The sequence below is a fragment of the Streptomyces sp. NRRL S-340 genome, assembly GCF_000720185.1.
In the GTDB taxonomy this organism is placed as follows: domain Bacteria; phylum Actinomycetota; class Actinomycetes; order Streptomycetales; family Streptomycetaceae; genus Streptomyces.
Window position 1 is genome coordinate 15,791 of sequence record NZ_JOIY01000070.1, and the last position, 12,882, is coordinate 28,672.

At 68.8% G+C, this 12,882-nt stretch carries 13 protein-coding genes and 5 pseudogenes; 6 read left to right on the forward strand and 12 right to left on the reverse strand.

All coding sequences use genetic code 11. The features are described from left to right. Positions 1–9: 9 nt before the first annotated feature. Positions 10–389 (reverse strand): annotated as a pseudogene (locus tag IG64_RS39755) (transposase); the annotation flags it as partial. On the opposite strand from IG64_RS39755, the pseudogene IG64_RS42650 reads away from it, so the two are divergent. Then, a pseudogene (locus tag IG64_RS42650) lies at positions 361–444 on the forward strand (hypothetical protein); the annotation flags it as partial. The pseudogenes IG64_RS39755 and IG64_RS42650 overlap by 29 nt on opposite strands. An 81-nt stretch (positions 445–525) precedes the next feature. Further along, positions 526–708 (forward strand): annotated as a pseudogene (locus IG64_RS42655) (IS5/IS1182 family transposase); the annotation flags it as partial. Positions 709–771: 63 nt separating this feature from the next. On the opposite strand, the gene IG64_RS35535 reads toward IG64_RS42655, so the two are convergent. Together IG64_RS35535 and IG64_RS35540 are read right to left on the reverse strand one after the other, a co-directional pair. Next, a complete protein-coding gene (locus IG64_RS35535; RefSeq protein ID WP_037864226.1) occupies positions 772–1,176 on the reverse strand; it encodes a DUF6896 domain-containing protein in 405 nt (134 codons plus the stop codon). A 185-nt stretch (positions 1,177–1,361) separates the two neighbouring features. After that, positions 1,362–1,991 (reverse strand): TetR family transcriptional regulator, encoded by a 630-nt coding sequence (locus IG64_RS35540; RefSeq protein ID WP_037864228.1) that lies wholly within the window; start codon positions 1,989–1,991, stop codon positions 1,362–1,364. Between the two features lie 122 nt (positions 1,992–2,113). Between IG64_RS35540 and IG64_RS35545 the strand changes: the two genes are divergently transcribed. Beyond that, positions 2,114–3,106, forward strand: coding sequence for an aldo/keto reductase (locus IG64_RS35545; RefSeq protein WP_037864230.1), 993 nt, complete (start codon positions 2,114–2,116; stop codon positions 3,104–3,106). A 312-nt stretch (positions 3,107–3,418) separates the two neighbouring features. Here the strand turns inward: IG64_RS35545 and IG64_RS35550 are convergent, their stop codons facing one another. The 8 genes and pseudogenes from IG64_RS35550 to IG64_RS42665 form a co-directional block, all read right to left on the reverse strand. Next, positions 3,419–3,781 carry a VOC family protein gene (locus tag IG64_RS35550; protein WP_037864257.1) on the reverse strand — a complete coding sequence of 121 codons (363 nt, stop codon included), beginning with the start codon at positions 3,779–3,781 and terminating at the stop codon, positions 3,419–3,421. Between the two features lie 121 nt (positions 3,782–3,902). Further along, positions 3,903–4,268: pseudogene (locus tag IG64_RS35555) on the reverse strand (transposase); the annotation flags it as partial. A 24-nt stretch (positions 4,269–4,292) separates the two neighbouring features. Further along, the gene (locus tag IG64_RS35560) at positions 4,293–4,781 is read right to left on the reverse strand and encodes a hypothetical protein (RefSeq protein ID WP_234438716.1); all 489 of its coding nucleotides are present in this window, start codon (positions 4,779–4,781) and stop codon (positions 4,293–4,295) included. 384 nt (positions 4,782–5,165) lie between these two features. After that, a complete protein-coding gene (locus IG64_RS41375; protein WP_158771732.1) occupies positions 5,166–5,342 on the reverse strand; it encodes a hypothetical protein in 177 nt (58 codons plus the stop codon). A 53-nt stretch (positions 5,343–5,395) separates the two neighbouring features. Beyond that, entirely contained in the window at positions 5,396–5,680 is a 285-nt protein-coding gene (locus tag IG64_RS35565; RefSeq protein WP_037864234.1) for an alcohol dehydrogenase catalytic domain-containing protein, read from the reverse strand. A gap of 31 nt (positions 5,681–5,711) precedes the next feature. Further along, positions 5,712–6,596 carry an aldo/keto reductase gene (locus tag IG64_RS35570; protein WP_037864236.1) on the reverse strand — a complete coding sequence of 295 codons (885 nt, stop codon included), beginning with the start codon at positions 6,594–6,596 and terminating at the stop codon, positions 5,712–5,714. Continuing rightward, positions 6,596–7,594 (reverse strand): MFS transporter, encoded by a 999-nt coding sequence (locus tag IG64_RS35575; RefSeq protein WP_234438717.1) that lies wholly within the window; start codon positions 7,592–7,594, stop codon positions 6,596–6,598. Before IG64_RS35575 ends, IG64_RS35570 begins: the two co-directional genes overlap by 1 nt. Beyond that, positions 7,492–8,136, reverse strand: a complete 645-nt coding sequence (locus IG64_RS42665) for an MFS transporter (protein WP_234438718.1) — start codon at positions 8,134–8,136, stop codon at positions 7,492–7,494. The genes IG64_RS35575 and IG64_RS42665 overlap by 103 nt, the downstream gene beginning before the upstream one ends. A 389-nt stretch (positions 8,137–8,525) precedes the next feature. Between IG64_RS42665 and IG64_RS35580 the strand changes: the two genes are divergently transcribed. Next, complete coding sequence (locus IG64_RS35580) at positions 8,526–9,422, forward strand: helix-turn-helix transcriptional regulator (protein ID WP_037864238.1); 897 nt, start codon at positions 8,526–8,528, stop codon at positions 9,420–9,422. Between the two features lie 28 nt (positions 9,423–9,450). Next, positions 9,451–10,470, forward strand: coding sequence for an aldo/keto reductase (locus IG64_RS35585; RefSeq protein ID WP_037864239.1), 1,020 nt, complete (start codon positions 9,451–9,453; stop codon positions 10,468–10,470). 310 nt (positions 10,471–10,780) lie between these two features. On the opposite strand, the gene IG64_RS35590 is transcribed toward IG64_RS35585, so the two are convergent. Further along, positions 10,781–11,746 carry a LysR family transcriptional regulator gene (locus IG64_RS35590; protein ID WP_051813724.1) on the reverse strand — a complete coding sequence of 322 codons (966 nt, stop codon included), beginning with the start codon at positions 11,744–11,746 and terminating at the stop codon, positions 10,781–10,783. Between the two features lie 404 nt (positions 11,747–12,150). Between IG64_RS35590 and IG64_RS37785 the strand changes: the two are divergent. Next, positions 12,151–12,882: pseudogene (locus IG64_RS37785) on the forward strand (hypothetical protein); the annotation flags it as partial.

Here is a 12,882-nt window from a genome sequence, read left to right on the forward strand (position 1 = left end):
CCCGCTCGCCGTGTCGTGAAGGTTCGCCCCCGAGATCCCGACGGACAAGGGCAGACCGGTCCGCTCGGTGATCCGGTGGATCTTCGAGCCGTACCTGCCCCGGCCGACAGGATTCGGACCCGCCAGGTCCCCCTTTTCAGGGCCCGCATGTTCACCGAGTCGATCGCACAGTGGGACCAGTCGAGCTCGCCGGGGGAGCCGAGTTCGTCCAGGACGAGGTGATGGAGCTTGGCCCGCACCCTGGCCTGCGTCCGCTCGGCGAAGCGTCGATGGGCCGTGGCACCCGACGGTCCGAACGACGCCGACGGCAACTGCTGCCACGTGCAGCCAGACGTGGCCACGAACACGATCGCGGCCAGCATCTCCCGGTCACCATGCCGTCGGCATCCCGGGCGGCTTCGCGTTCCGGACCGGGCGGCTCTTGCCGGGATCATGTATGTCCTGCGGACCGGTGTCGCCTGGCGTGACGTCCCGGCCGAGACGGTGGGCTGCTCCGGAGTCACGGCCTGGCCTGCCTCGACTGAGGGATACGACAAGGACCACCGCCTGCTGTCGAAGCGCGGCATCAAGCCGCTGATCGCCCGGCGCGGCGTCGCCCACGGCTCCGGACTGGGCAAGGCGCGCTGGGTTGCCGAGCGCGCGTCCGCCTGGCTTCACGAGTTCAAACGGCTCCGCACCCGCTACGAGCGACGCGCTCATCTCCATCAGGGCCCGCATGAACGCCCGCAGTCTCATGTGCCTGCGCCGCCTGCGAACCTCATCCTGAAGCAATCAGTCGGCTACGCTGAACCACCCCGGCCGCACCTCGGTCAGAAGCGGTTGCAACGACCGTGCTGCGGAGCGCAGGTCCTCATCCGTGACGTCAACAGCCTCCGGAAGGCTCAGCCCGTACAGGCGCAGCCGCCAGAGGTCGAAGGCTTCGCTCCCGTCGGCTGTGAAGTCCACATCGACCTCCGTGCCGTCGTCGCTGATGAAGCGGCAGCCTGCCCCGTGGACCGTGTAGCAGTAGGTACCGACGCGCCCGCTCCGGCTGATGATCCGGCGCGAACGGACCAGGTCGAGGACATCTGCGGGTCGCTCAAGTGAGGGGATCGCCGCCCTCATGGCCTCGCCGATCGCGTTCAGCGCCTGGACGTAACCGAGCACGAGTTCCCGTGCGGCCGCAACGCGTTCCATACGGCGTCATCCCCCTGAGCCCGTGGCTGAAGGCATTGTTCCATGAGGCCGTCAGCGTCCCCGCCCGACGGCATTCTGAAACGATCGGTTAGGGCGCGGGGAGCAGGGTGGCCGGCCCAGCCCGGTCACCTCAATGACGGGACCATCCCCGCGCGTGCGGGGAGCAGGTCTGCTCCGTCACTCTGTCATTCCGGGCGAGGGAACATGCGCTCGACGGCGGTCACCAGTGCGGCGCGGCGGGCGGTGATAGAGGGGTCCACGGCCTGGTCCGCGGCAGCGGCGGCGATTTCGGGCTGGCCTGCCCAGGTCATGGCGATCTGGTTGATCAGGGCGAGGACGTCGACCGGGTCCCAGGCGGGGTCGAGCAGCCCGATGCGCTGAGCGTCGCGGAGTTTGTCGAGCTTGCCGGCGATCGTGGCCTGGAGGGGGCTGGTGGTGTTGTCTGCGGACTCGGCCAGTTCCAGGCGGCCCCACGTGATCAGGCGGTAGTGGTCCGGACGGGCCGTGAAGTGGTCGAAGAGGATGCCGGCGTAACCGGGCAGGTCGGCCGGATCCAGCTGAGTCGCCTCGACGAGTGCGGTCGTCTCGCGTTCGGCGACGTGCGCGTAAAGGGCTTCCTTGCTGCGGAAGTAGGCGTAGACACGTTCCTTGCTCGTCCTGGCCTGCTTGGCGATGCGGTCCACGCGGGCGCCGGCGATCCCGTGCCGGGCGAACTCCTCCTCGGCTGCGGCGACGATCCGCTGGCGCGTGGAGTCGGTGGACTGGCCCGAGGTGGCGGCGTCCGGGGGCTGGCCAGGGCTGGTGGAGCGAGGCATGAGCCCAGGATAGGCGACCGAACCGTTCGGTTTTGCGCGGCACTCCCGGCAGGCGTACGGTCATACCGAACAGTTTGGTTTGGTCGGCTACCGGCTGCCGCCATGACACGAGGAGTGATCTCATGCAGCACCGCATCCTGGGACAACAGGGACTGCGCGTCTCCGCTCTGGGGTTGGGCGTGATGGGGATGTCCCTGGCCTACGGACCCTCGAACGACGAGGACGGCATCTCCACCATTCACCGCGCCCACGAACTCGGAGTCGACTTCTTCGACACCGCCGAGCTGTACGGCCGAGGCACCGGCAGCAACGAGACGCTGCTGGGCAACGCAGTCAAGGACTTCCGCGACGAGGTCGTCCTGGCCACCAAGTTCGGCTTCGACATGTCCAGCAAGACGTTGGGGAGCGGCGTCAACAGCCGCCCGGAGAACATCCGCGAAGTCACCGAGAACAGCCTGCGCTACCTCCAGACCGACCGCATCGACCTCTTCTACCAGCACATCTCCGACCCCGACGTACCGGCCGAGGAGGTCGCCGGCACTGTCGGTGACCTGATCACCGAAGGCAAGGTGCAGTACTTCGGCCTGAGTAACGTCGGCCCGCAGTACATCCGCCGCGCCCACGCAGTCACCCCGGTCACAGCCCTTCAGTACGAGTACTCGATCTTCGAACGCGAGGTAGAGGACGAGATCCTGCCGGTCCTGCGGGAGTTGGGGATCGGCCTGGTGCCGTACTCGCCGCTCGGCCGCGGCTTCCTCTCCGGTGTGGTCAAGCCCGCCGACGAGTATCCCGAGGACGACATGCGCCGCTGGGACGAGCGCTGGCAGGGCGAGAACTACGCCTACAACCTGAACGCCGCCGGGCAGCTCCGAAAGCTCGCCGCCACCAAGGGCATCACCCCCGCCCAGCTCGCCCTGGCATGGCTGCTCGCCCAGGGCGAGGACGTCGTCCCGATCCCGGGCACCCGCAGCGCCACACGTCTGGAGGAGAACGTCGGCGCCACCGGCGCAGAACTCACCGAGACCGACCTGGCCCGTATCCGGGAGATCCTCCCCCAGGGCTCCGCAGGCAGCCGCTACCCGGCCTCGGTGATGGCCGGCTTCCGCACCGACTGACAGCCCGTACTACTCGAAGTTCGGCGGTTGCGGGCAAGCGGCGGCGAGCAGCGGCAGCGTGTCCTCCCGGGCGGGGCCATGCCCCCGTCCCCGCCGGCCAACCCGGGCACCGGCTACGCCGGGGCAGCCGCGGAGGCAGACCACCGGCCTTCGACCGTGAGACCTGCAAGCGGCGCAACGCTGTCGAACGGTGCATCAACCGCCTGAAGCAGTGGCGCGGGATCGCCACCCGCTACGAGAGGACCGCCACCGTCGACCTGGCCGGACTCCACGTCGCCGGTATCTTCCTCTGGTCTGCCCGATCCGTCATCCTCAGACGTGACTGTGGACGTTGATGACACCCCCGTCGGGTGCCTGAACAAAGAAACGTCGGATTCCCCATGGTTCCGTGGTCAAGGGATAGACCACCTGGTACCCCTGGCGCTCGGCTGCGGCGTACGCGGCGTCAACGTCCTCGACTTCGACCGCCAGTGTCGAATAGGCGGTGTGCGGGTCCCACGGGTCTGCGGCAGGGGAGACCACGGTCATCTGCGCCGTCGGGTTACCCGGCGAAGCCAACATCAAGAAGCCGGGCTCGTCCATGCGCACGTCCATGCCCAGGAAATCGCTGTAGAAGCTTCGGCTCTCTTCGATGTCCTGGGTGACGACGTTGGGCATGATGCGACGGATCGTCATACTCGCACTGTAGCCGAGGACCACTCCAACAACTCGATCCGAACGAGAGGCCCTAAGGGCTGTCCCGTAAATGATCTTTGAATCGGCATGGACAAGGCTGTGTGATGTGCGGCCTGCTCGCTCAGCCGACGAGGGCGAGGTTGTGCAGGCGGGCGATGCCGAGCATGGCGTGGTGGACGCCGTCGCCTTCGAGACGGCAGTTGCGGAGGATCTTCCAGCCTTTCATCCGAGCGAAGACGTGCTCGATGCGGGCACGGACCTTGCAGTAGGAGGCGTTGTGTTGCTCTTTCCAGGCCGGGAGTCCGGCCTGGCCTTTCTCCCGGCGGTGCGGGAGGACCAGGCCGGTGCCCCGGTAGCCGCCGTCCCCGATCACCGTGGTCCTGCCGACGGCCTCCTTGGCGCCGGAGAGTCCCCATGCCTTGCAGTCGTTGCGGTCACCCGGCAGCGGCCGGCCGACGGCGACGACGAGGCGGGTGTCGGCGTCGATGAATCCAGCCACAGCGAGATCGTCTCACCGCGGTGTGCTGGGCTCCCCATCTGCCCGTCGCTGGCCCGGCCACATGTCGCCGTACGCGGCGTCCATGAATTGAACCTGCGGCCCGCGCAGCGCGGACGCGTCGGCTATCTCGCCCCGGGCCGCCTCAGCAAGGCGGGACGCATAACGATAGGTAGCGCCCCGCAGGGGCTCGCTTCTGGCTGCCAGGTCGATCTCCGCCTGGGCGAGCCAAAGGTCGTCGAGGAGTTGACCGAGCGCGGGATCGGCCGCGCTGCCGCCACCCTCCGGTCGCGTGAGTACCGCCTTCTCCACCTGCAACGCGATGCGCACGAACTTCAGAACGGCGTCCTTGAGCTGCGCCCGGTGGGCGGCTGATTCCTGTACTTCGAGCTGCCGGGTGCTCGCGCGCGAGACGAGGTACTGACCGAACAACGATCCGCCCGCGCCGAGCACAACCCCTGCGAGAGACAACAACGCCGGCCCCAAGGTTCCCCAAGATCCCATAGCTGAAGTCTCTCAACCTCGGTCAGGCCCTTGAGGAGAGCGGGGATGCCCGTCCGCCAGTCACTCAGAACAGTCGCGGGACAGCCCTTAAGCGGATCGACGGGGAAGTCTTACCGTTCCTCGGCCCCGGCAGCGCCAGCCGTTTCGACGCTCGGATGACGCTCGTCCTGATGAGGCGTCACGCAGGGGTGACGTGGCGAAGAGGCTTCGACCGGACCTGATGGTCCGAGGTCGTACCGACAGCGGCGGGGGCGGCATGCGCTCAACGCGCGCCTTCGCCTGCAGATGGCTGCCGCCCTTGCTCTTCGTGCTCACGATGTGCTGCCCCGCAGGACTCTCCACCAGGACAGGGCGCATGCGTTTCAGGACTGCCTGCGTGTCCGTTCACGCGGCGACTGCTCCGACACCGCCGCACCCGCTCCGGGTGTCGCGCTGGTCCGTGGTGCGGTAGCCCTCGCGGGTCTGTTCGAGGTTGAGGGTGCGGCCGAAGACCCGGCCGGGGGCGGCGGTGCCGTCCAGGACGGCCGATGAAAGGCAGCAGGCCGGTGAGGGCGGCGCCAAGCATCACCCGGTACTCGGCGACCGCGTCGACGGCGATCACGCGGCGAGCCGGGTCATGAGCCGGGTACGTTCGGGCCGACCAGGTCGCCGACGCGGTGACGCGTGACTGCGGAGCCGGCCTCGGTGACCCGGCCGACGATCTCGTGGCCCGGCACGAGGGGGCTGACCGGCAGCGGGCCGAACGAGCCGTCGACGAAGTTGATGTCGGAGTGGCAGACGCCGCAGTACAAAATGTCGAGCTTAACGTCGTGCGGGCCGACGTCGCGGCGCTCGATGGTGACGGGGGCGAGCGGCTTGCCGGCCTCGTGGGCGCCGAACGCGTGGACGGTGGTGGGCATGGTGATTCCTTTGCGTGGCTGAGAGGTGATGTCAGGTTTCGGGGATGGCGCGTCCGTACGCCGCGAGGGTGACGGCCTCGGGCTCGGGGCCGCCGCGCCGGCCGGTCTCCAGGGCGTCAAGGGTCTTCAGTTCGTCCGAGGTGAGTTCGAAGTCGAAGACGTCGATGTTCTCGGCGATGCGGTGGCGCTTGGTCGACTTGGGGATGACCGAGCGGCCCTGCTGGATGCCCCAGCGCAGGAGCACCTGGGCGGGGCTCTTGCCGTGTGCTTCGGCGATCGCGGTGACGGCCGGGTCTTCCAGGACGCTCCTGCGGTGCTCGCCGTAGCCCGGGTAGAAGGTGATGCCGCCGATGGGGGACCACGCCTGGTTGAGGATGCCGCGGGATGCGTCGAAGTCCAGGACGGCGCGCTGCTGGAAGTAGGGGTGGATCTCCAGCTGGTTGACGGCCGGGACGATGTCGGTGGCGTCGAGCAGGGCGGTCAGGTGGTCGGCCATGAAGTTGCTGACGCCGATGGCGCGGACCTTGCCGTCGGACAGCAGTTTCTCCAGGGCGCGGTAGGCGGCGATGGTTCTGTCGAAGTCCGACGGGAGGGCCTGGTGCAGGATGAGCAGGTCGATCCGGTCCACGCCGAGCTTGGCGGCGCTCTTGTCGAAGCCGTGCAGGGTTTCGTCGTAGCCGTAGTCGCTGATCCAGATCTTCGTCTCGACGAAGATCTCCTCGCGCGGCACGCCGGATTCGCGCAGTGCCTGGCCGACCTCCCGTTCGTTGCCGTAGGCGGCGGCGGTGTCGATGTGCCGGTAGCCGAGGTCGAGCGCGGCCGTGACGGCGGCCCGGGTCTCCTCGGGCGGGGTCTGGAAGACGCCGAGTCCGAGAGCGGGCATCTCGACGCCGTTGTTGAGGGTGAGGGTCTGCATCAGAGGGTCCTTTCCTTGAGGGCGGCCTCGCGGGTCGCCCGGGGGACGATGAGGATCAGAACGGCCGTGACGGCCAGGGCGAGGAGGACGGCAGAGCCCGTCAGGGCCGCGCCCGAGCGGGCCGCGATGTCGGCGGCCTCGTGGCCGGTGGAGACGGTGGCGGCCACGGCGGTCAGGATGCTCAGGGCCAGCGCGCTGCCGATCTGATGCACGGTGTTGACCAGACCCGAGCCTGCCCCCGCGTCCTCGGCGGCGACGCCGTCCACGCCGCTGGAGGTCAGCGGGGCCAGCGTCAGGCCCTGCCCGGCACCTATGAGCACCATCGGGAGTGCCACACCGGTCAGGTAGGGCGTGTGCAGGCCGAGGCGGCTCAGCCAGGCCATGCCCAGCGTCGTCAGCACGACCCCCGTGGTGAGCACCCGCGGCCGGCCGAACCTCTCCAGCAGCCGCGGCACCCGCACCGCGAAGACGAAGTTGACCAGCGTCATCGGAAGGAAGGCGAGCCCGGCCTGCGACGGCGTCCAGCGGTAGACGCTCTGCACGAACTGCGCGGTGAAGAAGAAGAACCCGATCATCGCGCCCATGTAGAGCATCCGGGTGACGTAGGCGCCACCGCGCTCGCGGCTCGCGGACAGCCGCATCGGCACGATCGGCTGTGCGGCCCGCCGCTCCACCCCGACGAACAGCGCCGGCATCGCCGCGCCCGCCCCCAGGGGGAGCAGGGTGGCCGGTGCGGTCCAGCCATGGTCGGCCGCGTTCACTATGCCGAGGACCAGCGCGGTCGAGCCCAGGGTCGCCAGCAGCGCCCCCGCCACGTCGAAGCGGCCCCTCCGGCGGGCGGTCTCGGGTAGGAAGCGCACGGCGAGCACCATCATCACGACGCCGATCGGGGCGTTCACGAAGAACCCGGCCCGCCAGGAGACGAGGTCCGCGACCAGACCCCCGACGACCAGCCCGAAGGCGGCGCCCAGGCCGGCCACGGCGCTGTACGCGGCCATGGCCCGGTTGCGTGCCCGGCCCCGGCGAAACTCCGCGTGAGCAGGGACAGGGCGGAGGGAGCCAGCACCGCCGCCCCGACGCCCTGGAGCGCCCGGGCACCGATCAGCCACCACGGGGTTGGGGCGGCGCCCACCAGGAGCGACGCCGCGGAGAAGACGACCAGGGAGAACAGAAACACCCTGCGGTGTCCGAAGAGATCACCCGCGCGCGCCCCCAGAAGCAGCAGTCCGCCGAAGACCAGGACGTAGGCGTTGGTGATCCAGGACAGGCCGGTTTCGGAGAAGGCCATGTCGGAGCGGATCTGCGGCAGCCCGGTGAACACGATCGAGTTGTCCAGGATGACCATGAAGTAGCTGATGCAGATGATCGCGAGGATCACCGTCGAGCCGTTCGCGGCCCCGGACCGTTGTGTACGCCGATCCGGACCCGTCGGCGGGTGCGGTGCCGTGATCCCCGGGTCACCCGCGGTGCCGGGACTGCGCGGGTCAACGATGTGCCCGGCGGGGGCGTCGCCGGTCCCGTGGGTGGAGGCTGTGCGCACGGTCTTCCTTCGCGTCGGCTGTGAAACGGGCCCGGTACCGGGCCGCCGGTCTCTGGCCCTTCCCAGGTAACGGCACCTCGACGGGGGAGTGGGAGTCACTGCTCTTCCAGGTACTGGCAGTGCCTCGCAGGCCCGCCGGGGCGGACCTACGGTGAAGGGACCGGCATACCGCGCAGACCGATCGAGAGGAGGCCCGCCGTGCCCCCGTACCCGAGGTCAGAACCGGCAGGGCGGCCGAGGCGACCGGCTCGACCGGCGATGGGCCCCCGCTCCCGGACCGCCCTGCCGGGCGGCCCCCCGGCGCGGCCCGGGACGAACACGCTCCGCACCGGCTTGCGCCTGACGCTGTCCGCCGAGGGCGGGACCGACGAGGACACCAGGAACCGGGCATGGCCGACAGCATGAAGAAGAACGTGGCCGCCGAGGTGCGGGAGTTCCTGAGCTCCCGCCGGGCACGCATCACACCGCAGCAGGCCGGGCTCCCGGTCTACGGGGACAAGCGCCGCGTCACAGGGCTGCGCCGCGAGGAGGTCGCCCTGCTCGCGGGCATGAGCGTCGACTACTACGTGCGGTTGGAGCGCGGAAACCTCTCCGGCGCCTCGGACTCCGTGCTCGAAGCCCTCGCGCACGCCCTGCAGCTCGACGAGGCCGAGCGCACCCACCTCTACGACCTGGCCCGCGCGGCTACACCGTCGGGACGGCGGCCGCCGACGACCTCGTCGCGGGTACGGCCGACGATCATGCGTCTGCTGGACTCCATGACCGACGTGCCGGCCTACGTCCGCAACGGCCGCTTCGACATCCTGGCCGCCAACACGCTCGGCCGGGCCCTGTACGCGCCGGTCTTCGACTCACCGCTCTTCGCGCAGCGCGGGCCGGTCAACAGCGCCCGCTTCATGTTCCTCGATCCAGCGAGCAAGGAGTTCTGGGCCGACTGGGAGAAGGGGGCGAACGACGCCGTCGCCTTCCTGCGCACCGAGACGGGCCGGGCACCGCACGACAAGGCTCTGACTGATCTGATCGGCGAGCTGACCACGCGGAGCGAAGACTTCGCACAGCGTTGGGCCCGGCACGACGTCAAGTTCCACCGCTCCGGCGTGAAGAACCTGCACCACCCTCTCGTCGGTGATCTCTCGCTGCCCTACGAGGCGATGGACCTGCCATCCGATCCCGGCCTGCGCCTGAACTTCTACACCCCCGAACCCGACTCCCCGGAGCGGGCGGCCCTCGGCCTCCTCGCCAGCTGGGCGAGCACCGCCACCGCCGTCCCCACGGCGAACGAATGACCCCTCACGATTCGAGGAGAACCCTTTTATGCAGTACCGACCGCTCGGCCGCACCGGCGTCCAGGTCAGCCCCCTGTGCCTGGGCGCGATGATGTTCGGCCCCTGGGGCAACGAGGACGAGGCCGACTCGATCCGCATCATCCACCGTGCACTCGACGCGGGCGTCAATTTCGTCGACACCGCCGACGTCTACTCCGCCGGCGTCTCGGAGGAGATCGTCGGCAAGGCCCTCAAGGGCCGCCGCGAGGACGTGTTCCTGGCGACCAAGTTCTTCATGCCGATGGACCAGGACGACCCCAACCAGCGCGGCGGCTCCCGCCACTGGATCATGCGCGCGGTCGAGAACTCGCTGCGGCGCCTGGGCACCGATCACATCGACCTGTACCAGGTGCACCGTCCCAGCCCGGACACGGACGTCGCGGAGACCCTCGGCGCCCTGACCGACCTGGTCCGCCAGGGCAAGGTCCGCTGCATCGGCTCCTCCTCCTACTCCGGCTCCCAGATCGTCGAAGCCCAGTGGACCTCCCGGGAGCGGCACCTTGAGCGGTTCGTGACCGAGCAGCCGCCGTACTCGATCCTCGTCCGCGGTATCGAGGAGGACGTGCTGCCCACCGTGCGCCGCCACGGAATGGGCACCCTCACCTACAGTCCGCTCGCCGGCGGCTGGCTCTCCGGCCGCTACCGCAAGGACGCTTCCGAGGGGCCGGCCTCGGCGGCCCGCCCGCAGGCCCGCTTCGACATGAGCACCCCCGCCAACCAGCGCAAGCTCGACGCCGTCGAACAGCTCGGGCTTCTGGCCGAGAAGGCCGGCCTCACGCTCATCGAGCTGGCCGTCGCCTTCGTCATCCGCCACCCCGGCGTCACCTCGGCGATCATCGGGCCGCGCACCATGGAGCAACTGGAGGCGTTCCTGCCCGCCGCCGACATCACGCTCTCCTCCGACGTGCTCGACGCCGTCGATCAGATCGTCGCTCCCGGCGTCACCGTCAATCCGGTCGACAACAGCTACGGAGACTTCGAGCTGCGGGCCGACCAACGGCGCCGCTGAGGCACCCAGGCTCGGACCGGCTCGGACAGTCTCCGCCGGCCGAGCTGGGGCACCGGCGGAGACCGCATCTCGCTGCATGCCGGCAGGTTCATTACTGCCGTCCGGAGTGACGCTCGTTTGACGCTCCACCCGTCCGATCCTTGAGCAAGAGTCACCAAACGGGGTCTGACCTGCTACTTTATCGGTTTCTCTCAGGGTGACGTGTTTCCGATGACGCACCACGTGGAGTGCGTGGCGATTCTGGAGCCTGCCGAGAAGGGTCGCTGACCTGCGGTAGTCCCTGTGCGGGACGGCACCGGTCGACGTGGGGTCAGCGGTCGGACGCTGGTGCCGGTGTCCTTTGCAGAACGGCGCAGGCCGCGCTGCGGACGGCGTTGATCGTGGGCATCGTGCGGTTCTTGGCCATCCAGGCCAGAGCGGCGGTGCTGGGTGGCACGTCCGACACTTCTACGTAGCGCACGCCGGGGCGGGGGAAGAAGTCGCGCGCGGCGGCGGGCAGGAAGGCGATGGCTTCGCGGTGGGCGACGGCCAGGAACAGTGCCTCGACATCGTGGACGACCGGCCCGTAGCGCACGGGTGTGCCGTCCGGGCGAGGGTCGACGGCCCAGAAGTTCCACCAGGTCCGGGGGCATTCGGGCGGGACGTCGACGACGGGGCGCCCGGCCAGTTCGGCCACGGTGACGCTGGTCCGGTCGGCGAGTGGGTCATCGGCAGGCAGGCAGGCCACCCGTGGCTCGGTGGCGAGCGTCAGGGTCTCGATGCCCGGCGGCATGGGGGAGACGAGGAAGACCACGTCGACCTCGCCCCGGGTCAGTGCCAGGACGTGGTGTGCGATGTCGAGACTGCACACATCGAGTCTGAGATCGGGGTTGCGCGTACGGAGTTCCGCCAGAATGGCTCGTGTGTAGGGCTGTTGGGCCTCCGCCCCGATGGAGCCGATCGCCAGCCGGCCCTGGGTGCACCGGACCTGGCTCTGCGCGACGTGGCGTATACGGTCCACCGACTCCACCGCCGTCCGTGCCTCCGGCAGCAGTGCCCGGCCTGCCGGCGTGAGCTCCACCCGGCGGCTCGAACGAGCTACCAGCTCCACTCCGAGACGCCGTTCGAGAGCGCGGATCTGGCGGCTCAGCGCGGGCTGGCTGATGAACATGCGCTGCGCGGTGTTCCCGAAGTGCAACTCGTCGGCCAGCGCTACGAACAGACGTAACTGATGCACGCTCGGTTCACGGGAGGAACCGGCCCCCGAGCCCTCGCTGCCCTCTGCAGGGGTATCCATACCCAACACGTTATCAATCCTGCCCCGTTCGGCATCAGCTCTCTCTTTACCCCGCTCGGTGTGCCCGGACAGGATGGGTCCAGACCACTTCATCGCCGCGCTCCGCAGCAGCAATTGCGGCGTCATCTCACCGGGGGAAGTAATGCCGCACCTCTTCCGGGTGCCGGACAAACACATCGTCAGTGATGCCGATCCTGTCGGATCCTGCCCGACTCCCGTCCGCCGGTCCGCCTGTCCGCCTGGCAGTGCTTTGCCGGGCGGTGCCGTCGGGCTGCTCCGGGGTGCCGACGGCGGATGAAGCAGCGACTGGTTGAGGGGAACCGGGCAGGCCCGCCGTTCGACGGACCGCTGTCCCGCTTTCGACCAGATCAAGACGACCACTCGAAAACAAGGGGGGACTAGTGATGGCGAGAAGCAGCTTGCGAGAAAGACGCTTTGTCGTCCTTCTCGGTATCACGTTCGCGGTGCTCTTCAACCTTCAGGCACCCGCAACGGCAGCACCCGGTTTGCCACCGGGGCGGGGAACCAGTTCCGTCCTGACCGCCAGCCAGGTAGCGGCAAACAGTGCGCCCAGCACTCGGTCCCAAGTCCTGGCCAGGGCCAAGACGTGGGTGGACGCAGCCGTCCCGTATGACAACTACAGCTATCGGGACGGATACCGGAAGGACTGCTCGGGGTTCGTCAGCTTCGCCTGGTCGGCCGGCACCAGCTATACCACGCAGTCACTGCCGCAGATCAGCCACAGAATCACGAAGGACGAGCTTCTCTCCGGCGACATCCTGCTGTGGCAGAGTCCCAACTGGCCCGACGAGATGGGCCACGTGCGCATCTTCGGCGGTTGGCTGGACAACGCGCACGCGCGGTACTGGGTGTACGAACAAACGCCACCCCACACGATGCGCAGTGAGTACGCATGGTCCAGTACGAGTGCGAAGTACCTGCCGTATCGGTACAACAACATTCTGGGTGATTCGCCATCCGGTGACCGGTTGGTGGCGGCGTCGGATGCTGATGGGCGGATGGAGGTGTTCGCCGGCGGGGATGACGGTGTCTGGCACAGCTATCAGACGTCGCAGAACGGTGGTTGGGCTTCGTGGGAGTTCTGGGGTGGTCCGAAGCGGGCGAATCTGGCGTCG